General features: G+C 69.5%; 17 protein-coding genes and 7 pseudogenes. 9 read left to right on the top strand and 15 right to left on the bottom strand.

What is annotated here, in order from left to right; genetic code table 11:
* Positions 1-115: 115 nt before the first annotated feature.
* Together D9753_RS00405 and D9753_RS00400 are read left to right on the top strand one after the other, a co-directional pair.
* Complete coding sequence (locus D9753_RS00405) at positions 116-712, top strand: HD domain-containing protein (RefSeq protein WP_121785223.1); 597 nt, start codon at positions 116-118, stop codon at positions 710-712.
* Between the two features lie 37 nt (positions 713-749).
* A pseudogene (locus tag D9753_RS00400) lies at positions 750-1,429 on the top strand (IS5 family transposase); the annotation flags it as partial.
* On the opposite strand, the gene D9753_RS00395 reads toward D9753_RS00400, so the two are convergent.
* From D9753_RS00395 to D9753_RS00375, 5 genes and pseudogenes are all read right to left on the bottom strand, one after another.
* The gene (locus D9753_RS00395; protein ID WP_338058019.1) at positions 1,330-1,635 is read right to left on the bottom strand and encodes a hypothetical protein; all 306 of its coding nucleotides are present in this window, start codon (positions 1,633-1,635) and stop codon (positions 1,330-1,332) included. The pseudogene D9753_RS00400 and the gene D9753_RS00395 overlap by 100 nt on opposite strands.
* Before the next feature lie 471 nt (positions 1,636-2,106).
* A pseudogene (locus tag D9753_RS00390) lies at positions 2,107-2,961 on the bottom strand (IS5 family transposase).
* A 183-nt stretch (positions 2,962-3,144) separates the two neighbouring features.
* Positions 3,145-3,312, bottom strand: a pseudogene (locus D9753_RS00385) (IS701 family transposase); the annotation flags it as partial.
* Between the two features lie 146 nt (positions 3,313-3,458).
* A complete protein-coding gene (locus D9753_RS00380) occupies positions 3,459-4,682 on the bottom strand; it encodes a phospholipase D-like domain-containing protein (RefSeq protein WP_121785222.1) in 1,224 nt (407 codons plus the stop codon).
* Between the two features lie 39 nt (positions 4,683-4,721).
* Positions 4,722-5,486, bottom strand: coding sequence for a 3-oxoacyl-ACP reductase (locus tag D9753_RS00375; RefSeq protein WP_121785221.1), 765 nt, complete (start codon positions 5,484-5,486; stop codon positions 4,722-4,724).
* A 686-nt stretch (positions 5,487-6,172) separates the two neighbouring features.
* Between D9753_RS00375 and D9753_RS00365 the strand changes: the two are divergent.
* The 4 genes and pseudogenes from D9753_RS00365 to D9753_RS37390 form a co-directional block, all read left to right on the top strand.
* Positions 6,173-6,416 (top strand): annotated as a pseudogene (locus D9753_RS00365) (FAD:protein FMN transferase); the annotation flags it as partial.
* Positions 6,417-6,542: 126 nt separating this feature from the next.
* Complete coding sequence (locus tag D9753_RS36235) at positions 6,543-6,719, top strand: hypothetical protein (protein ID WP_163010559.1); 177 nt, start codon at positions 6,543-6,545, stop codon at positions 6,717-6,719.
* Positions 6,720-6,805: 86 nt separating this feature from the next.
* Entirely contained in the window at positions 6,806-8,641 is a 1,836-nt protein-coding gene (locus D9753_RS37395; RefSeq protein ID WP_121785220.1) for an ABC transporter ATP-binding protein, read from the top strand.
* Positions 8,638-9,582 (top strand): serine/threonine-protein kinase, encoded by a 945-nt coding sequence (locus D9753_RS37390; RefSeq protein WP_121785219.1) that lies wholly within the window; start codon positions 8,638-8,640, stop codon positions 9,580-9,582. Before D9753_RS37395 ends, D9753_RS37390 begins: the two co-directional genes overlap by 4 nt.
* Positions 9,583-9,619: 37 nt before the next feature.
* On the opposite strand, the gene D9753_RS00350 is transcribed toward D9753_RS37390, so the two are convergent.
* The 3 genes and pseudogenes from D9753_RS00350 to D9753_RS37385 form a co-directional block, all read right to left on the bottom strand.
* Positions 9,620-10,393, bottom strand: coding sequence for a zf-HC2 domain-containing protein (locus tag D9753_RS00350; RefSeq protein ID WP_121785218.1), 774 nt, complete (start codon positions 10,391-10,393; stop codon positions 9,620-9,622).
* On the bottom strand, positions 10,383-10,970 hold the full coding sequence (locus tag D9753_RS00345) for an RNA polymerase sigma factor (RefSeq protein WP_121785217.1): 588 nt from the start codon (positions 10,968-10,970) through the stop codon (positions 10,383-10,385). Before D9753_RS00345 ends, D9753_RS00350 begins: the two co-directional genes overlap by 11 nt.
* 97 nt (positions 10,971-11,067) lie before the next feature.
* Positions 11,068-11,193 (bottom strand): annotated as a pseudogene (locus tag D9753_RS37385) (arginine repressor); the annotation flags it as partial.
* A 320-nt stretch (positions 11,194-11,513) separates the two neighbouring features.
* On the opposite strand from D9753_RS37385, the pseudogene D9753_RS00335 reads away from it, so the two are divergent.
* Positions 11,514-12,790 (top strand): annotated as a pseudogene (locus tag D9753_RS00335) (IS256 family transposase).
* A 1,772-nt stretch (positions 12,791-14,562) separates the two neighbouring features.
* On the opposite strand, the gene D9753_RS00330 reads toward D9753_RS00335, so the two are convergent.
* From D9753_RS00330 to D9753_RS00305, 7 genes and pseudogenes are all read right to left on the bottom strand, one after another.
* On the bottom strand, positions 14,563-15,432 hold the full coding sequence (locus D9753_RS00330) for a TniQ family protein (protein ID WP_121785216.1): 870 nt from the start codon (positions 15,430-15,432) through the stop codon (positions 14,563-14,565).
* A 35-nt stretch (positions 15,433-15,467) separates the two neighbouring features.
* Positions 15,468-16,058: pseudogene (locus D9753_RS00325) on the bottom strand (ATP/GTP-binding protein); the annotation flags it as partial.
* A 475-nt stretch (positions 16,059-16,533) separates the two neighbouring features.
* The gene (locus tag D9753_RS00320) at positions 16,534-16,758 is read right to left on the bottom strand and encodes a hypothetical protein (RefSeq protein ID WP_121785215.1); all 225 of its coding nucleotides are present in this window, start codon (positions 16,756-16,758) and stop codon (positions 16,534-16,536) included.
* A complete protein-coding gene (locus D9753_RS00315) occupies positions 16,743-17,507 on the bottom strand; it encodes a hypothetical protein (RefSeq protein WP_121785214.1) in 765 nt (254 codons plus the stop codon). The genes D9753_RS00320 and D9753_RS00315 overlap by 16 nt, the downstream gene beginning before the upstream one ends.
* Positions 17,508-17,722: 215 nt before the next feature.
* Positions 17,723-17,884: a hypothetical protein gene (locus tag D9753_RS36230; RefSeq protein WP_163010558.1), complete on the bottom strand. Its 162-nt coding sequence runs from the start codon at positions 17,882-17,884 to the stop codon at positions 17,723-17,725.
* A 217-nt stretch (positions 17,885-18,101) separates the two neighbouring features.
* Complete coding sequence (locus D9753_RS00310; protein ID WP_205614014.1) at positions 18,102-18,668, bottom strand: ImmA/IrrE family metallo-endopeptidase; 567 nt, start codon at positions 18,666-18,668, stop codon at positions 18,102-18,104.
* 1 nt (position 18,669) lies between these two features.
* Positions 18,670-19,032, bottom strand: coding sequence for a helix-turn-helix domain-containing protein (locus D9753_RS00305; protein ID WP_240467961.1), 363 nt, complete (start codon positions 19,030-19,032; stop codon positions 18,670-18,672).
* A 138-nt stretch (positions 19,033-19,170) separates the two neighbouring features.
* Here D9753_RS00305 and D9753_RS00300 point away from each other — a divergent pair, with 138 nt between their 5' ends.
* Together D9753_RS00300 and D9753_RS00295 are read left to right on the top strand one after the other, a co-directional pair.
* A complete protein-coding gene (locus tag D9753_RS00300; RefSeq protein ID WP_121785212.1) occupies positions 19,171-19,428 on the top strand; it encodes a multiubiquitin domain-containing protein in 258 nt (85 codons plus the stop codon).
* Positions 19,403-20,521 (top strand): ThiF family adenylyltransferase (locus D9753_RS00295; RefSeq protein WP_163010557.1); only part of this gene is annotated, 1,119 nt, incomplete at its 3' end. The genes D9753_RS00300 and D9753_RS00295, both read left to right, overlap by 26 nt.

Here is a 20,521-nt window from a genome sequence, read left to right as displayed (position 1 = left end):
TGGTCAACCGCGGTGCTCCTGTGGTGTCGGGAATCCTCCTGACAGCCGTCCCGGCCACGTCAGGTGAATGCCAGCGGCACCGGCCGGGGCCGCGGACCCGGGTGATACTCGGCCCATGACTCATGACATCCCGAAGATCCCGGACACCCCCGCCTGCGCGGGGGCTCTGGAGGTCGCCCGCGCGTATTGCTCCCCGGCGCTGCTGAACCACTCGGTCCGCGCCTACGTCTGGGCCGCGGCCTACGGCTCCGAGCACGGCATCGGCTTCGACCCCGAACTGATGTGGGTGGCCGCGATGTTCCACGACATCGGCCTGGTGAGCGAGTTCGACAACCGCACGGTGGGCTTCGACCACGCGAGCGGGCACGTGGCGTGGGTGTACGGCGCCGGGGCCGGCTGGCCGGTGCCGCGGCGCGAGCGCCTGGTGGAGGCGGTCGTCGCGCACATGCTGGACGAGGTCGACGTGGCCGCCGACCCGGAGGGCTTCCTTCTCGAGCGGTCGACCAGCATGGACATATCCGGGCGGCACACGGACGACTTCCCGACGGAGTTCAAGGCGGAGGTGCTGAAGCGCTGGCCGCGGCTCGGGATCGCGGGGGAGTTCCTCGACTGCTTCCGCGAGCAGGCCCTGCACAAGCCGGACAGTTCGCCCGTGGCCTCCCTGCGGAACGGCATCGCGGACCGCATCCTGGGCAACGCCCTGGACCGCTAGGGCGTGTCTCTTTGGTGGGCTCATCAGTTGATCGGATGTGCCTGTCCGATCAGTGATCACTGATGTGATGTGGGACCGGATCGAGCCGCTGATGCCGGCCGATCCGGTTCGCGGACGGGGGTGGGCCGACCACCGCCGCACGCTCGGGGCCATCGCGTGGAAGTACCGCACCAACTCCCCCTGGCGGGACCTGCCCGACGAGCTGGGCTCGTTCCAGACCGCCCACAAGCGGCTGATCAGGTGGGCCGTCGACGGCACCTGGGAGAAGATCCTCACCGCCGTCCTCGCGGCAGCGGACGCCGTCGACGACATCGGCTGGACCGTGTCGGTGGACTCCACCGCCGTCCGGGCCCACCAGCACGCCGCCAGCACTCAAAAAGGGTCCGAAGGCCGCGACGAGCCGGCCGACCACGCACTCGGGTGCTCCCGCGGCGGGCTGAGCACCAAGATCCGCCTCGCCGCGGACAGCCACGCGCGGCGCCCTTGGCTCTGGCCGTCACAGCCGGCCAGGCCGGCGACGCGCCCGCCTTCGAGACGGTCATGGCCCGCATCCGGGTGCCGAGAACCGGCCCCGGCCGGCCCCGGACCCGCCCCATCACGGTCCTGGCCGACCGCGCCTACTCATCCCGCGCGATCCACGGCCACCTGCGCCGCCGACAGATCCGCGCGGTCATCCCGCAGCCTTCGGACCAGACCGGCCACCGTCTGCGACGGGGCAGCCACACTCCGGCCGAGCGAGCGCCCCTGTTCCTCCTCACCCGATCCCACGCGACCAGCAGGAACGCGGGATCGGCAGCGAGATCGAACAGGTCATCGAACCGCCGATCACGATCGTCGGTCGCCCAACAGTGCAGTTTGGTCTGCATCTCCAGTACCCGGCGCTCGGCCTTGGGCAGCGCGAACTCCAGCGCGTCGGTATTCACCGGCGGCCTCCCGGCATTGCAGCATCCTCCCTGCCGACTTGCTGGCCCCCTTCGCCGTGCACGGAGCTTTCCTCGCTCGGACTACTGCGGGGCCTCCGTCCCCCCTGCGGCCCTCAGCCGGCAACGGGCCAGCCCTCCTCGCCGGACCGGCTGTCCGGAGGGGAAGGGCGACCGCAGGCGGTTCCCACGTTCACCATGTGCAGATCGGCCAGGCCGGCGTCCCGCTACTACCCCGGCAGCATCACCACGCCTACGCCGCAGACCTTCAGCGTGGCCTCCCCACCGGCAGTTGGAGACCGGCTTCGGAATTGACCGCCCCTGCCGAAGCGAACGGTCACGCACTGCACCCCGGGCCCATTTCCGCCAATTGGAGCCCGGTGACAAGACTTACGGGGCTTTACACGGATTCCTTTTCGTACGCCTTCTGGCCTTGCTTGCCGGACCCGAGGCGTCTAGGGCCTGTCTCTTTGGTCAGCGTCGGCTCCAGATGAGGATGCCCGCGAGGTGGAGTGCGGCCTGGTAGGCGATCGCGAGCTTGTCGGTTCGTGTGGCCAGGCCGCGCCACTGCTTGAGGCGGTTGATGCACCGCTCGACACTGTTGCGCTGCTTGTATGCCTCGCTGTCGAAGCCGGGCGGACGGCCACCGAGTCGGCCTCGCCGTAGACGGTGGCCGACTTGGTCGGACGGCTGCGGGATGACAGCACGGATGCCCCGGCGCCGCAGGTGGGCGCGGATGGCGCGTGAGGAGTACGCGCGGTCGGCCAGGACGGCCAGGGGCCGGGTCCTGGGCCTTCCCGGGCCGGGACGAGGTACGCGGATGCGGGACATCACGTCTCGAAGGCGGGTGCGTCACCTGCTTGGCCTGCGGTGTGAAGGCCAGGGGTCGTGCGTGGCCGTCTGCGGCCAGGTGGACCTTGGTGCTCAGCCCGCCGCGCGAGCGTCCCAGCCCGTGATCGGCGGGCTCTCCCGGGCGCGTCGCCCCCTTTTGCGTGCTCCGGCAGCGTGCTGGTGGGCCCGCACGACCGTGGAGTCCACCGACACCGTCCAGTCGAGGTCGTCATCGGCGTCCGCTGCCGCCAGGACAGCGGCGAGGATCATCTCCCAGGTGCCGTCGACGGCCCATCTGATCAGCCGTTTGTGAGCGGTCTGGAATGAGCCGAGCTCGTCGGGAAGGTCTCGCCAGGGCGAGTTGGTGCGGTACTTCCACGCGATGGCCTCGAGCGTTCGGCGGTGATCGGCCCAACGCCGCCCGCGGACCGGATCGGCCGGCATCAGCGGCTCGATCCGGTCCCACATCGCATCGGTGATCACTAATCGGACAGACACATCCGATCAACTGACCAATCCATCAAAGAGACACGCTCTAGCAGTTCCGCGCCGTCCTGGCGTTGTCAGAACTGCTTCCCATCCTCACCGGCGTTCCCCGGCCCGGACTGCCCTCAGCTTCTACCCGGCCGTTGCGACGGCCCGGCGGTAGAGGTCTCACACCTCCACTCGGTCACATAGCGCCTCGTGGCGCACCCAGCCGTTCTTCCGTTCCAGCGGAGCGATCAGCCCTCGCATGTAGGCAAGCGCCGTCTCCCGCGGCTCAGTCCTGTTGAACCGATGCACGAACCGCTCCTGCAACCGGTCCAACTCACCCGCCCACAGCCTGACATCAGCAAGGTCCCCACCCATAACCACATCAACGAACGACCTGGCCGACAGTCACGGCATAGACCGTTGCAGTACTAGGGGCTTGTCACCCGGCCGAGGCTGCGTGACACGCCACCAGCCAGGCCCCGGTCCCGTCCCCGGTTCTGGGGACGGGACGCACGGCTTCCTCAGAGGAACCGGCGTACGGGCACCACCGAGCGCTCCTTGAGCCGGTGCGACCAGGGACGGGCGGCCCAGGTCCCCGGGGCGATGCTCTCGCTCACCGCCCGGTCCTGGTCGAAGTGTGCGTCGAGGACGGCGACCAGCTCCTCGTCGAGGACGGCGAGCATGACCTCCTCGTCGTGGTCGAGGGAGCGCCGGTTGAGGTTGCCGGAGCCGATCACCGACAGCGTGCCGTCCATGGTGAGCACCTTGGCGTGCATCATCGTCGGCCCGTATTCCCAGATGTGTACGCCGGCGTCGAGCAGGCCCGCGTAAAGGCGCCGGCCTGCCTGCCGGCACACCGCCTTGTCGGTGTGCCGGCCCGGTACCAGGAGCTCCACCTCGACGCCTCGGCGCGCGGTGGCCCCGAGCAGTCCGGCGAATTCGTCGTTGGGCGCGAAGTAGGCGGTGGTGAGCCTGACGCGTTCCTCGGCGGATTCGAGCACCACCCGCAGCAGGGTCCGTATGTCCTGCCAGCCGATGCCGGCCGAGCCCCGCACCACCTGCACCGCCGAGCGGCCGGCGGACGACTGGTCCATGAACCGGTCACGCTCGTCGAAGAGCCGGTCGTGGCATTCGGCCCAGTTCTGGGAGAAGGCGGCGGCGAGGCCGTCCACGGCGGGTCCCCGTACCCGGAAGTGGGTCTCGCGCCACTCCCCCGTGTGCCGGGCGTCGCCGGTCCATTCCTGGGCGATGCCGACGCCGCCGGTGAAGGCGGTGGTCTCGTCGACGACGAGGACCTTGCGGTGGCAGCGGTGGTTCTGTTTGAAGGGGGACAGCCGCAGCGGCGCCCGGAACCAGGCCACGTCCACCCCGGCGGCGGTCATCCGGGCGAGGCAGGCCCGCTCGATGAGCCGGCTGCCGAAGCCGTCGAGCAGCAGCCTGACCCTGACGCCCGCGGCGGCCCGTTCGGCGAGGGCCTCCGCGAAGTCCCGGGCGATGTGCCCGCGCCAGTACACGAACGTCACGAGATCGATGGTCCGGCGGGCGGCGCGGATGGCCCCGAGCATGGCCGGGAAGATCTCGTCCCCGTTGCGCAGGGGGAGGATCTGGTTGTGGTCCGTCATGGGGGCGCCGAGGAGACGCTCCAGACGGCGGCGGATGCGCCGGGCGCGGTCCTGGGCGGCCCGGGGGCCGGACCGCGCGCCGGGCAGGGGCGCTGCCGGGAGCGACTCCCCGGTTCTGACCATGGTGATTGTTCTCCGTCCCGGGGTTCTGCCCGCGTCTGCCTACAGCGGAGTCACGTACGCGCCCGAGATGCCGCCGTCGACCAGGAAGTCGGTGGCGTTGACGAACGAGGAGTCGTCGCTCGCGAGGAAGGCGACGGCCGCCGCGATCTCGTCCGCCTCGGCGAAGCGGCCCACCGGGATGTGGACGAGCCGCCGCGCGGCCCGCTCCGGGTCCTTGGCGAACAGCTCCTTGAGCAGCGGGGTGTTGACGGGGCCGGGGCAGAGGGCGTTGACGCGGATGCCCTCGCGGGCGAACTGGACGCCGAGCTCGCGGGACATCGCGAGGACGCCGCCCTTGGAGGCGGTGTACGAGATCTGGCTGGTCGCCGCGCCCATGCGGGCCACGAACGAGGCGGTATTGATGATGGAGCCCCTGCCCTGGCGCCGCATGTAGGGCAGGGCGGCCTTGCAGCACAGGTAGACGGAGGTGAGGTTGACCTCCTGGACCCGCTTCCACGCCTCCAGGCCGGTGGTGAGGATGGAGTCGTCCTCGGGCGGCGAGATGCCCGCGTTGTTGAAGGCTATGTCGACGGAGCCGTAGGTCTCGAAGCCGGTGCGGAAGAGCGCCTCGACCTCTTCCGGGTCGGTGACGTCGACCTTGACGAAGGTGCCGCCGACGGCCTCGGCGGCCGCCTCCCCGGCCCGCTCGTCGATGTCGCCGCAGACGACGTGGGCGCCCTCGGCGGCGAGGCGGCGGGCGGTGGCGAGGCCGATGCCGCTGCCGGCACCAGTGATGACGGCGGTGCGGCCGACGAGTCGACGCATGGGGCTCCTCGTTTTCGTGGTCGTCGGAAGAGGGGGAAGAGGGCGACGGCGGAGGGCGCCCTTGGTGATCTTCCGGTGACCCTAGCCGCGGGGACGCCGACCGGACACGGAGGGGAATCATGGACTACCGGGGGACTTGGGAGACCACGCCCGTCGGGAGTTCACGCTCGCACGCGGGCACGTCTGTCGTCCGCTTAGGTGGTGGTGCGGCACGTGTGGTGCCAGTTAGGCTGCTGGTAGTGCTGTTGTGTTGCGTTTTTGTGATTCTCGGCCGGCGTGCCACTCTCCGATCCCTGGGGAATTCCTGCCCCGTCGGGGAGGGCCACGGTGATGGGTGGTGGCTCCGGGCCCGGGTGGCGTGTCGGCCACGGCTACGCCGCTTCCTGGCCCTCGGGGTCCTTGCGTGCGAGGGCGTGCTTGAGCTGGGAGTGGGCATCGAGCCGTTCGGGTCCTGCGACGTCGTTCCAGGAGGCGTGTGTGGTGATCGCGGTGGTGAGGTCGCGTTCCCGCTCGCGCAGCGCGGCGACCTCGTTCTGCTCCTGCTCCGTCCAGCCTGGTGAGCGTGCGGCGCAGATCGTGGGTCCTGACCTTGTGGTACAGCCACCGCACGTACCCGCCGCTGACGGTGGCGGCGGTGGCGTGGGCGGGCAGGGACTGCATGGAGGGGACGCAGGCGAGGGCGGCGGTCGGTGGCTACGTCCGGTACGGCGGAGCGGGGCGCGCACATCGTGGATCCGCGTACGGGCAGGCCGGCGGTGACCGGCCTGGTCTCGGTGAGGGTGGTGGGCCCCTGCTGGCCTGGGTGGACTGCTGGGGGAGCGCGGCGTTCGCGATGGGATCGCGGGCCTGGCCGGCGGGGCTGGAGTCACTGCCCGGCGTGGAGGCGCTGCTGATCCCGGGGGGGGCGACGAGGTGCGGTGCACCGGGGGCTGGCGGCGCGGCCCGGCTGAGACGACAGAACCGACGTCGCCTATTTTTTTCACTTTTGTCCCGGAGGGCAATCCAAATTCTGTTCTGAGGCGTATCCCAAGTGCTGCAAGTTTCAGGAGGAAAGCCATGGCAATCTTCAGCAACCTCATGCCCGCCAGGCACCGCGACCACGGGAACGACACGTCCAACAACGACGACCGCAGCGGCAACGGCGGGCGTCACGGACATGGTGACCGTGAGGGCCGCGGCGACCACGGCGGCCGTCACGGGCACGGTGACCACCACGACAACAACCGGTACTGACCCCGCACGAAGGCTGAGCGGACCGGAGAACCAAGAACCCGGCCCGCTTCGCCGTCGATCCATGTCGATCCACGAGGAACACTGCCATGGCGTACGGCCTTCGGCGTCTGCTGACGGTGGGTGAGGCGTCGGACGCCGTGGTCGCGGCCCCGCCGCCGGTGGCGCCGCGCGAGGTGTTCCGGCGGTTTTGGCCGTACACCCGCGGGGGCCGCGGCTGGTTCGTTCCCGTGGTCCTCTTCAGCCTGATCGGCCCCGCCATCGACGCCGGGGAGATATGGCTTTTCAAGATCGTGGTGGACGACGTGCTCGTCCCCCGTGACCTCGGGCCACTGCTGTGGCTCGCTCCGGCCTACCTGGGCCTCGTCGTCGGCTCCGGCGTTCTCGGCTTCGCCGACGACGTGACGTCCACCTGGGTCAGCGAACGCTTCCTGCTCACCCTCCGCTCCGCCGTCTTCGGGCACGTCCAGGGGCTGTCGCTCGGATTCTTCGAACGCCGGCGGCTGGGGGACGTGCTCTCCCGGGTGACGGGCGACGTCGACTCGGTCGAGACGTTCCTGCTCTCGGGCGTGGCGGACGCCCTCTACTACGTGATCCAGCTGGGCGTCTTCCTCGGCCTGCTGTTCTACCTGCAGTGGGACCTGACCCTCCTGGCCCTGGCCATCGTGCCGATGTTCTGGGGTGCGGCCCGGCACTTCTCGCGGCTGATCAAGAAGGCGTCCCGGGAACGCAGGCGGCGCAGCGGTTCGATCAGCGCGATCGCCGAGGAGACGCTGGGCAACGTGGCCCTGGTGCAGGCGTACAACCGGCAGGAATGGGAGCAGCGCCGGTTCGGTGCGCAGAACCTCGGCCGGTTCCACGCGGTGATGGCCTCGGCGCGGATCCACGCCGTCTACCGACCCGTCGTGGAGATGATCGAGGTGTCGGGCGGCCTGGCGGTCATGGGCCTGGGCACCTGGAAGCTCGCCCAGGGGCAGCTCACACTGGGCGGGCTGCTGGTCTTCCTCGCGCTGATCGGCAAGCTCTACAGCCCGGTCCGGGGCCTCTCGCGCCTCGGCACCGTCTTCTACGCCGCCTCCGCTTCCGCCGAACGGATCATCGAACTGCTGGACCAGCGGCCGCAGGTCGTCGAGGCCGCGGGCGCCCGGCCGGTCGGCCGCGCGCGGGGCGACGTGGAGTTCGACGGCGTCGGCTTCCGCTATCCCGGCACCTCGTCCTGGGCCCTGTCCGATGTGTCCTTGCAGGTCGCGGCCGGGCAGACGCTGGCGCTGGTCGGGGCGAGCGGCGCGGGCAAGTCGACGGTGGCCAAGCTGCAGTTGCGCTTCTACGACCCCGACCGGGGAGCGGTCCGCCTCGACGGGACCGACCTGCGCGACCTGCGTCTGTCCGACGTGCGGGAGAACGTCGCGGTGGTCCTGCAGGAGACGCTCGTCTTCCAGGGCACCGTAGGGGACAACATCGCCTACGGCCGGCCGGAGGCGACGCAGGCGCAGATCGTCGCGGCGGCGCGCGCGGCGGACGCGCACGACTTCATCGAACATCTGCCCCAGGGCTACGACACGATGGTCGGCCAGCGGGGCCGGACGCTCTCCGGCGGACAGTGCCAGCGCCTGGCGATCGCCCGCGCGATGAACAGGGACGCGCCGGTGCTCCTCCTGGACGAACCGACCAGCGGGCTGGACGTCCGGTCGGGGCGGCGGATCATGGACCCGCTGCGGCGGCTCATGGCCGGGCGGACGACCATCGTGATCTCCCACAACCTGCTGACCGTCCGCGACGCCACGCACATCGCGGTGCTCGACCGCGGCCGGGTCGTCGAGTACGGCACCCACGACGACCTGCTGCGGCAGGGCGGGTCGTACGCCCGGCTCCACCGGCTGAACGCCGCGAGCGGGTCCGCGGCCATGCGGCCGGTGCCGTCGTGAGCGCCTGCGCCCCGCGGCGGCCCGCCGCCCTCGCACCGGGCGCGGAACCGGCTCCGGGCTACGAGGTGCTGGCGCATCTGACGCGCACGGGCTGGCTGGACGTCTACGACGCCTGGAGCGAGGAACGGGCCTGCCGGTGCGTGATCAAGACCGTGCGGCCCGACCGCCGGGACGACAAGCGGCTGCGCGAGCGGCTGCTGCGGGAGGGCGGGTGGTTGCGGGAGTTCACCCATCCGCATCTGACCCGGGCCTACGAGACCTTCGAGTCGCCCGAACCGCTCGTCGTGCTGGAGACGCTGACCGGTGAGACCCTGTCCCACCTCGTGCACCGGTTGCGGCGCCGGCCGGGCGCCGCCGACGTGGCGCTGCTCGGGGTGCAGCTGTGCTCCGCGATCCACTACCTGCACGGCCGGGGCCTGCTGCACCTGGACGTCAAGCCGTCCAACGTGGTGGTGGACTGCGCTCACGCGAAGGTGCTGGACCTGAGTGTCGCGCGGCCCCCCGGGCCCGCGCCCGCCGGGGTGGGCACGCGGGGCTACCTCGCTCCGGAGCAGGCCCGGGGAGGGCCGCTGACGGCCGCGGCCGACGTGTGGGGCATCGGCATCACCTTGTTCGAGGTCGCGTGCGGTGACGTGCCGTTCGCCCGCGACGACGACCACGCGAGGGCCGCGAGCGCCGAGAACGGCGAGAACGGCGACGGGCCGGGTACGGGGCACGAGCGGCGTGAGCGGCGTGAGGGGGCCTGCGAGAGCACCGGCAGCACCGGCGAGTGGTATCCGCAGCTGGAGCGGAGCGCCCCGCCGATCGGCTCCCGGCGGCGCCTGCCGTCCGCTGTCGCCGGCGCCGTCGACGCCTGCCTGCGGGCCGATCCCTCGTCCCGGCCCGCCGTCGACGAACTGGCCGCCGCTCTGCGCTCGGCACTGCCCGCCCCGCCCTGCTGAGGCCTGCTGAGGCCGTGGCGGGGCGGCGCCGGGCCTTTTAGTCCACCGGCGTCACGACGCGGCCGACCTGCAGCCGGGACGTGGCGATGACGGTGCCGTCGGAGGAGGTCAGGCGGGCACCGGAGACCGCCGCGGTGTCGACGGCGGCCGACGCACCCCAGTCGCCGCGACCGTCCCGCACGGCGAAGTCACCGACCCGGACGGTCGTGCCGTCCGCGTGCTCCAGGAGACAGATGACCCTGCCGCTGTACCGGGTGCCCCGGCCGTCGAGATCGACGGAGACGAACAGCCAGCCGGAGGTACCGGGATGGGCGTACACCTCGCCGACGGGCTGCCCGCGGTCCGCGGCCGAGGTCAGGTCTCCGACCAGCATCGGCTCGCTCACGGAGGCGGCGGGGGGCGATGCGGTGACCTCCTGCACGGCGGTGCTGATCCCCCAGCCGGCGAGCCCGCAGGCGACCGCCGCGGCGGCCCCGATCGACGCGAGCCGCAGCCGGGCCCGGTGGCCGCGGCCGCGCCGGCCGGTGGGCAGGCGGCCGGACGCGCGCGCGGGCGGGCGCGGCTCCTGTGCCGCGGCGTCCCGGATCAGCGCGCGCCCCACCCGGGTCTCGAAGCCCAGGGGCGGCTCGCGGTCCGGCAGCAGCCCGATCAGCCCGTCGCCGACCAATGTCAGGTGCTCGACGTACTCCCGGCAGTCCGCGCACCGGTCCAGATGGGCGAACGCCTCGGCCCGCTCGCGGCCGGAGAGCACGCCCAGGGCCAGCTCTGCGCCGTGTTCCCGCAGCTTCTCGCAATTCGCGTCACTGGACATGGTCGCCTCGGTTCGGAGACCCGAGTGTGGTCCGCAGCTTTGCCATCGCCGCCCGGATCCGTGTCTTGGCGGTGCCCAGCGGGATCTGCTCCAGGTCGGCGATCTGCTGGGCCGTCATTCCGTAGATGCCCGCCATCACCAGGGCACGGGCCTGCCCCCGTGGCAGCCGTGCCACGGCGGCCCGCAGCTGGGAGGAGGCCTCGTCGGCCAGCGCCCACCGCTCGGGGGTCTCGGTGACGGCGCCGACCAGCGCGTCGAGATCTTCGGGTGCCACCGGCTCCGTCCGCCGCGCGCGGACGGCGTCGACGGCGAGGTTGTGCGCGATGGTCGTCAGCCAGGTCGTGACCGAGCCGCGGCGCGAGTCGTAGATCTGCGCATGACGCCATGCGCGTTCGAATGTCTGCTGTGCGATGTCCTCGGCGATCTGCCGGTCGCCGATGACCGTCATGGCGACGCCGAAAACCCTGTGCTGGAACCTCCGTACGAAGGCGACGGCGAGTTCCGGGTCGCCGGTGGCCAGCCCGGACAACAAAGCCTCGTCCGGGAGGCGGCCCACGGGGAACCGGAAACCCGACACACCTCTGTATACGGCCGGCCGCCGCCCGGAGATTGCTCGCCGGCGGCGGAAGATCACATTCCCATTGTCCGCCGCATGCTCCGGGCCCGCACGCGGGTCAGCGCCCGTTCTGCGCCAGCCGCAGCAGATGGTCCGCCGGCGCCTGCCCGCCGTCCGGGTTCCGGCTGATCAGCATCAGGGTGTCCTCACCCGCGATGGTGCCCAGGATGTCGTGCAGCTCGCTGCCTGTGCCGCCTGACCGAAGTCATGCAACAACACCCACGCGAGCACGCCGGACCGGATCCGGCAGCGCCGGCGCTCACGACGGCCCGCACGTCCGATGGTCCGCAGCTCGCCCCTCCGGGGGGCGCCGGACGCCGGCCTCGGCGGGATCCCGCGGGCGGACTGCCTCTTCCCGCGATGGCGACTCGTGAAAGAGGCACCCCGGGCTCCTGCACCCGGTCAACGCCCACCTCCCGCAGCGCGTTCATGTCCAGGATCGGGACTGTAAAACGTTCGGTGTAACTCCCGATCATGGAAGATGCATCGATGACCAGCAACAACATGACCGAGGCTGAACCCGTCGCGCCGTCTGAGGCGGTGCCGGCGAAGTCTGTGGACGATCGGCTGATTGACGAGTTGGTGGGCCGGGCTCAGGCCGAAGGCCTCCAGCTGACCGGCGAGGGCGGGCTGCTGCAGCAGCTGACCAAGCGGCTCCTGGAGTCCGCTCTGGAGGGTGAGATCACCGACCACCTCGGCTATGACAAGCACGATCCGGCCGGGAAGAACGGCGGCAACTCGCGTAACGGCACCCGCGCCAAGACCGTCCTTACCGACGTCGGCCCTGTCGGGATAGCCGTGCCCCGCGACCGGGAAGGCAGCTTCGAGCCGAGGATCGTCAAGAAGCGGCAGAAGCGTCTGTCCGGCGTGGACGAGATGGTCATCTCGCTCGCGGCGAAGGGCCTGACGACCGGCGAGGTCCAGGCCCACCTGGCCGAGGTCTATGGAGCCGAGGTGTCCCGCCAGACGATCTCCACGATCACCGACAAGGTCCTCGACGGCATGGCCGAATGGCAGAACCGGCCCCTCGACGCCGTCTATCCCGTGATCTTCATTGACGCCATCCACGTGAAGATCCGTGACGGCGCGGTAGCCAACAGGCCCATTCACGTGGCCCTGGCGGTCACTGTCGAGGGCCGGCGGGACATCCTGGGCTGTGGGCCGGCGACGGCGGCGAGGGCGCCAAGCACTGGATGCACATCCTCACCGAGATCAAGAACCGCGGTGTCAACGACGTCCTGATGCTGGTCTGCGACGGACTCAAGGGCCTGCCCGACGCGGTCGAGACCGTCTGGCCCCGCACCACGGTCCAGACCTGCGTGGTCCACCTGCTGCGGAACTCCTTTCGTTATGCCGCCCGCCAGGACTGGGACAAGATCGCGCGTGTCCTCAAGCCCGTCTACACCGCGGCAACCGAGGAGGCCGCACTTGATCGGTTCGCCGAGTTCGCCGACGCCTGGGGCAAGAAATACCCGGCGATCGTGCGGCTCTGGGAGAACGCATGGGAGGAGTTCACGCCGTTCCTCCGCTTCGACACCGAGATCCGCCGCATCGTCTGCACCACGAATGCGATCGAGTCCGTCAACGCCAGGATCCGGCGGGCAGTCAAGGCCCGCGGGCACTTCCCCAACGAGCAGGCCGCGTTGAAGTGCGTCTACATGGCCATCATGTCCCTGGACCCCACCGGCAAGGGACAAGCCCGCTGGACCATGCGCTGGAAGACCGCACTCAATGCCTTCGACATCACCTTCGACGGCCGCCTCTCTGCAGCCCGCCAGTAACTCCAACAACCCAGTTACACCGCTCGTTTGACAGACCCCCCCGGGAGCCGCATTCTCAGGGCCCCCCGGCGCCGAACCGCGCGGTCTGGTCCCTGCTGATTCTGATCTTGGCGCTCGTCATCCTGCTCGTCTTCGTCGGGCTCGCCTACCTGACCTGGCGGCACCCGTCCTTGGGCGCTCCCCTGGGAACGGCGCTCGCAGGCGTGACCCTGGTCGTGACGCTTGCCCTCGCCTTGTCCCGCCGATAGCGCGATGGCCGGGTCGCCCCGATCGGGTTCGACGTCCGGCGGTGGGCGGAAGACGAGCGGAAAGACGTACATCTTCGTCACTCGCAAACACCACATGTAGTGGTGGGACCGTAGGCACTGCCCCCCTGTGGGAGGCGTTCAACGTCTCCCACAGGGCGTCTCCTCGCTTCGACTGACGGGGGAAGACAGCTGTCTTACCTGGCATCTCCAGCAGTCGCCGGCCACTCAGCCGCTGCGACACGCGTATCTGCCTCGGTCCATGAGGCAATCCCCACATCTAGTGGTTGGATGGCTACACCAGCCCACAAGTTGTGAGCCCTCCCCCTGAAACAACTCCCAACTGCCCTATGCTTAGTGCTGCTTCACCACACGGGCCCCCCGAAGCGCCTTGTCCGCTCAGGGACAAGGGCCCTTCCCCAAGGGCTTTTTTGGGGCTATGTGGGGTGAGGCACCGATGGGCCAGCACGAGCACTGCATCTGTTACGAACATGTCCTGGCCTTGCGCCAGGCGTTCGTGGACTGGGCACCTGTGATCGTCGTTGCCATCGACGTACTGCGGTCTTTCTGGTCATGACCAGAAAGCCGGATAACCCCGCCGCAAGGTCGTGCTCAGCAGTGAGCCCGGCCGCGAGTTGGACGGCCGGGCCCGGTGACTGCAGTACTCCCCGCGAGGGGTCCGTTGCCGGTTGCCCCCGGCGTCGGGCCCCTCGTGGCCTTCTCCGGGACGGCGTGCCCATTGGCCACTTGTGTTGCGGTGAGTCCTCCGCATCGTACCCCCGGGTCTAGAGCCTGGGCTATTAGACGCCCGTCTAGATCCCGTGGCCGGGCCGGTGTTAGGGCCGTTCCTCTCCGGCGCGCCCGCCAATGTCCAGGGTTCGGCGCGGGGTCGTGAGTCTCCCCCCGGTACGGACGCCCCGGCTTGGCCGTCACAGTCCCGGTGTGACGGCACCTGCCTCAGCTGCGGGCACCGCCCGGGCGCGGTGCCACGTGCCCTCGACCAAGGCTGGCGCTCGGCTTCCGATCTGAGGGCTCGACGGCTTGTCCGGCGTCTGCCGTCCGGCTGCCGGGCCGCTGTCCGGTGATCGGCTCCCCGGCCCGCGGCTGGCTCGTGGTCCTGCCCCTTGCTGCTCGCCGCTCGCGCCGGCCCGGTGCGTGGCCAGCGTGCTACTCAGGTACCGCACTACCCGGGCCAGGACGACGCCGCCCGCGCCCTGGCCGTCCGCGCCGCGCTGGACGCGGCGAGCGCATGGTGGCTGTGGCGTAGCTGTCGTGGTTACTTAATGATCTTGGTTGTGGCTTGGTGTTGCTCAGTTGTGCTGGGCGGTGGGTCTGCTCTGTGGGTGAGGTCTACGCGGGGTCGGGTGTCCGGGGCCGGTGGATTGGTGGGTTGAGCTGGTTGTTCGGTGTTGCGCAGTGAGCTGGGTGCGGCGGCGGTTTTTGCGCAGGGTGGTTGGCGCGCCTATAGGTACGAGGACGTGTCGGCCGGTCTGCTGAGGTCAGGGCGGTACGGGTTTGTGGGTTGGTTCAGCGGGTTGCCAGGCGTTGCCAGAGCAGGTCGTGGTCGGCGGGTGCGAGGCGGGGCAGGTGGAGGCGGTCGGCGAGGTCGTGGAGGAAGGCGGTCTGCTGGGTGCGGGTCAGGGGGTGCGGGGGCAGGCGGTCGAGGGCTGTGGCGAGGGTGAGGGTCTCGGGGTAGGTGATCAGGCTGCGGCAGGTCAGGGCGGGGGAGGCCGGGCCTGAGGCGAGGTGGGGGTTGGCGGTGCGGAGCCGGTGGAGGCGGGTGTGCCAGCGCTGGTGGAGGTGTTGGTGGTGGTCGTACCAGCGGGTGGTGATCGTCGATGCCCAGCTCAGGGAGGCCGCTGTCGGTGAGCGGCGGGTGGTACGGCGGGCATGGGTGAGTTCGGGCAGTGAGCGGATGTCGAGGGGGGTGCGCTGTCTGGGGTCGCTTGAGGCTTGCTGGTGGCGGGTGCAGATGAGAGCCCGGGGCAGGTCGGGTGCCGGGTGGATCCATGCGGCGACGGCTTGATGCGGGGCGCGGTGAGCGGTGCAGGCGGTGCACGCAGGCAGCGGCTGCACCGCGGGCTGGACAGGCTGCCAGCGGGCGATTGCCGTGCCGGCTGTGCCGATGGCGGCGGGCGGGGGCCGGCGGGGCAGTGCGCGGGCGAGGTGTGCGGGCGGGATGCGGGTGAAGTCGGACAGGCGGCGGGCGGCTTCGTTGCTGAGGTGGATGTCGGTGGCGGGCGGGCCCGTTGGGGTGCCGGTGGCGGTGATGTGCAGGCCGTCCAGGAGTTGGGTGGCACTGAGGTGGTAGGCGGCTGCGAGGCGGGTGAGGTAGGAGGCGGTGGCCTCGCGGGGCAGCGGCCTCACGTGCAGGGCGCCGGGCGGGGTGGGCCACATGCTGCCGACTGGTAGAGCGGGGCGCGGTGGGGCGGTCACCGGTCGGCGGGCCGGGCGCGGCGTTTGGGGGTGCGGGGCCGGTAGTGCTCTTCGGCGAGGTGGTCGAGTGCGATGGTGCCCAGCAGTGGTTTGGTGATGCGTTCTTGGCCGTCCAGGATGGCTTCGATGGCGGCCTGGCGGATCAGGCGGGCCAGGCTGCCGATCCGTCCGGCGGTCCGTTCGTGCAGGTAGGGCGCCAGCCTGGGCAGGGTGCCCGGCCGGTGCGAGGTGAGGTCGAGGGCAGCTTCCAGGGCGGCGATCAGTTCGCGGAACGGTTCGCGTTCGCCGGCGCGGGCGGGCAGCGCCCCGCAGTCGATCAGGGAGGCCCGCCCGGCCAGTTGTGCCCCGCGCACCCCGGAGAATACGGCGCTGGCGGTGACGTCGATGCCGGCGTAAACGAACGTCGCGGGGACGCGTTCGGTGAGGTCTTTGAGCCAGTCGGCGGCCTCGGCGCCGGTGGAGGTGCGCGGGTTGAGGCGGTGGATTTCGTCGATCAGCACGAGCTTGACCCTGGCCGCGGTGTAGGTGTGGCAGACAGCGCCTGTGATCTGTGCGGTGGTCATGCGGGTGGTGACGGGGATGCCGAGTGTGAAGTGTCTTCTTGGTGCCAGGGGCCGCACGTCGCTTCTCTGCCACCACCGGATTCCTTGACCATGTGCCCTGACCTGGTGAGATCCTAGTTCGGCCTACTGGCGTCTAGTGGCACCAGTTGCTGGCAGATAGTGGCACCAGCCAGAACAGATTTGCGGCACTTCCCCAGACGACTTCGCTTGTTAGGACGCGCGTTTCCAGGGGTGGGGTCAGGGCGTACTCCATCAACTGACGATCACGGTGAGGGCCCGCTTGATGGTGAGGGCTGGGCGTGTTTGTCGAGCTATGCGGTGTGTGTAGGGGCAGCGGCCGTGTTGGGGGAGACGTGGCTGCGAGCGGTGTGCTGTGCGGCGGTTCAGGGCGTGGTCGGCCGGGACATCGGATGCCCGTTCCTTATCGATCGGCACGGCAGGCAGCACCATCGTGGCGAGTCCGCCGCAGGCCGGCCCGTGTGTGCATTTGGGTATGGCGCTACTTGCCCCTGAGGTCATCGATCCGACGCTGTTCCCACCAGTCTTGGATCATGTCGAGGCGCTTGACGGACGGTTCGATACGGCTCAGGGCTCGGTCCAGGTTGAGGAACGGCACCATCAGGCCGGTGAGTGACGAGGTCTTGGACTTCAACCCCTCTGCCTGCCTCGTCCAGGAGGCCAGGTGTTTGGCTGTGTCGCTGAGGCCGGTCAGCATACGCGCCATGTCGTCATCCGCGGGGCCACGGCCGTTTCACCGGAGCTTTTGGAGCCGAGGAGTTGTTGGGCGGTAGCGACGGCTGTGGAGACAGCCTGGACTCGCTTCGCAGCGTGGTCGTGGAACCGGCGGGCCATCGATGTGAGATCGATGTCGACGCCTTCGGCCAGGCGGCCCCGAAGCTGGTGTGGCGTCACGATGGGGGCGGGGTCCGATGAAGCCATGACCCAGGCGATCGGTTTGTGTCGGCTGAGGAGTTCGTCCGCCAACACCCGGTAGGCCAGTACGAGGTCTGCGATCAGGTCGGGTTCCAGGGTGTCGCGGTGGTAGGCCGCGTTGCGGTATTCGTGCAGCCGGTCGAGTACGTCGCGTTCGTGGTCCGTCAGCACGCCCCGCTGCCTCAGGAACTTGGTCTTCTGGTCCAGATGGTTGTCCATCTTTGCCCGTCGGTCCGGGCCTACATGCTGGTCGATCAGCTGACTCAGCTGTCCGTCGAGCTGCCCGCCGCTGTCACGGAACTTCCACATCTCTTCGATGGTGCTGTCGGGGATTTGGAAGGCCAGTTGGGCGTTGACCTCACGGCCGATGATCACCTCGACTAGATGGTCCAGGAGGAGGGCAAGGCGATCGTGTGCTTGGTCGCCTGCCTCGGCACATCGCCGGATCTCGGCTATTTCGACCGCGAGCCAGTTCCACTGTTCGGAGTCCTGCGAGGCCGGGCGGTCCCAATCGGAAGCGAAAGGCTGCATGAGAGGCATGACTGCACCCTTTCATCCTCCCTCCGGGCGACCACCAGGTGAGATAGACAGCCACTGAGGCGACCCACCGCCCAAGGGCGATCGGTGCGGCGCCACCCGAGGCCCGCACCAGTGACCTTCGCGCTTACTGGTCCGCTCGGATTCCCACGCTGTGGTTGCTCAGCGCCCAGCCGCGACCGTGAGGAACGGGGCGTAGGAGGCGCTTGACGCTGCGGTCATTGGGGAAGTCCAGTGGCGCCGAGGAAACGCTGTTGGTTGCCGCAGATGTGCCGGGCGGCTTGTTCGGGTGTCAGCGCCCAGCAGGTGGCGAGGCGGGCGACGACGTCGGAGGTCTGCCGGTCGAGCGGGGTGCCTGTTGTGACGGGCGAACGGGCCATCGGTCTCAAGGAGGACACGGTCGGGCGGCAAAATCCCACGGAGTGGGGCCTGAGGCCGGGCCGCGGCCGCCGCAACAGGCGCCGGCCAGCGTTGCCCACTACAACGGCGACGGGCACCACTTCAGCCGGGCGGCCCTCGGACGCCGTCCCGTGACCTCGGTTTCGAACCGAGGTCGCGGCATGGAGTGAGCCTCTGCCCCGTCGAGGTCTGAAGAGGTTAGGCGAACCCATACTTCCTGGCGGCCCGCTCGGCCCGAACCCGCGGTCCCTTCATCTGCATTTGAGCGAACTGCTCGCTGACTCCGTAGGTGTTGGCCACACGCTCGTTGTCCCAGCCGCGGTAGGCCATGCGCTGTGCTGCGATGAGCGGAACCAGTAGTTCGCCGGCCATGAAGGTGGCCTGCTTCTCTTGCACGGGGTCGAACTGGCGATTGTGGTCCTCGCCGAGCACCACACCGTCGAAGGAGTGCTCCAGCAGGTGGTGCCCGAGCTCGTGGGCGATGTTGGAGCGACGCCTGACGAGCTTGTGGGACTCGTTCTCCACTATCACTCGCGCACTGCCGAGAGGCACCAGAGCGGCAGACCAGGACGAGGAGCTCTGCACGGTGAAGTGGCTGAGAGCCTCGTCTCGCAACTCGAACCTCAGCAGACCCTCGAGGGTGTACACCTTGATTCCGTGCTCCTCGGCGAGGGCGTAGGGATCGAGGGGGTCGAGGGGACCCAAACTCAGCCCGGCGCGTTCCTCCTGCGCGACCTCACGCATCAGCGCCTGCGTCCAGCGCAACTCAGTGGCTCCGGGATTCACGCTCGGCGCGGAACCGCCGGGCCGCGGCGCTGATCACCTCTTCGAGGTACGCAACGTCGTCGCCGCTGAGATCGCTGCGCGCCCGCAGTAGGGGAACGAGTGACGCCACCAGCTCAGGCTCTTCCCGGACGGATCCGTCACGGGTTGTTACGTAGAAGGTCTCCGCTGGCATGCGCAGCCACGTCGTCATGGCTGCGAATGCGGTGACGTCCGGCTTCAGCCCGTTGGCCATACGGGAGATGGTCGAGGCGCTCACCCCGAGGTCCTTGGCGAGCTGTCGCCATGACAGCCCCTTTTCGATGCGTGCCGCATCCAGCGCCCCATGCAGGGCCTGCACGTCCACGGTCGGACTCTCACTCATGCCTGTCCCCGATTTTCGTCACTGCTCGACTTTTCGATCACCCCTGGTACAGTGTAACTGCTCGACATTTCGAGCAGTGATGCACTTTCGCGTCACCGTGTGCGCGACAGGAGGAACGCCATGACGCAGGACCGCGGGCCCAAGCCCGTCACGATCATCGTCAACACCCGCTCCCACACCTGGGAGACCAAGGAGATCACCTACGAGCAGGCCGTCGCCCTGGCCTACCCCGGCCAGCAGCCGAACGAGCAGGACACCTACACAGTTCAGTACAGCCGCGGCCGCGACGGACACGGATCGGGCAGCCTCACGGCCGGCCACAGCGTCCGGGTGAAGGAGGGGATGATCTTCGATGTCTACCGTACTTCTCGCTCGTGACCCGGACCTGTCCCGCCTCCTCGACGATGGCTACGACGTCGTCCTCCACGCCGGCCACATCATCGTCCGGCACATCCCCTATGCCACCGAGAACCGCACCGTCGACCACGGTTTCCTCGCCTACCCCATGACCGTCAGCGGAGACCACCTGGTCTCCGGCACTGATCACCGCATCTGGTTCGGCGGCTCCACTCCCTGCGATGAGCACGGCCGCCGTCTAACCCTCGTCAATCCGGAGACCCGGGTAATCGCCGAGGGCATGCAGGCGAACTTCATGCTCTCGGCCAAACCCGGTCCCGATGGCTACCCCGACGAGTACACGAAGATCACCGCGTACGCCAGGATCATCGCCGCCCAGGCGCAAGCCCTCGACTTCACGGCCACTCCCACCCCCGGCGCGGCGTGGCAGGAGATCGTCGACGACAGTCCCTTCGCCTACCGTGACACCGCCACCTCCCGCGCCGGTATCGCGGCCGTCAACCGCCGCTTCCGAGGCCACCGCATTGTGATCGTCGGCCTCGGCGGCAGCGGAACCTACATCCTCGACCAGATCGCCAAGACCGAGGTCGACTCGATCCTCCTCATCGACGGCGACACCTTCGACAACCACAACGCCTTCCGCGCCCCCGGCGCCCCCACTCTCGACACCCTGCGCGAACGCCCCAACAAGGCCGCCCACTTTGCCTTGGTCTACTCCAACATGCACCGAGGGGTATCCGCGTGTGCGCAGTACCTCGACGAGGACAACCTCGACCTCCTCGAAAGCGCGACATTCGTGTTCCTCGCCTCCGACGACGCCGCAAGCAAACCGGTGATCATCGACTGGCTCGAAGCCCACGAAGTACCGTTCATCGACGTCGGCATGGGCATCGAAGAGATCGACGGCCGCCTGAGCGGACTCCTGCGCGTCACCACCAGCCTCCCGGGCCGCCGAGACACAGCCCGTCACCGCATCCCCCAGCCGGCGCCCGAAGGCGACGCCTACGCACGCAACATCCAGACCGCCGACTTGAACGCACTCAACGCCGTCCTGGCCGTGATCCGCTGGAAACGCTCCATCGGCGTCTACGCCGACGCCACCGACGAGAGCCAC

It is taken from the genome of Streptomyces dangxiongensis, assembly GCF_003675325.1.
Classification (GTDB): Bacteria; Actinomycetota; Actinomycetes; order Streptomycetales; family Streptomycetaceae; genus Streptomyces; species Streptomyces dangxiongensis.
The sequence above is the reverse complement of the archived record's forward strand: the minus strand, read 5'-3'. Positions and strand labels throughout refer to the sequence as shown.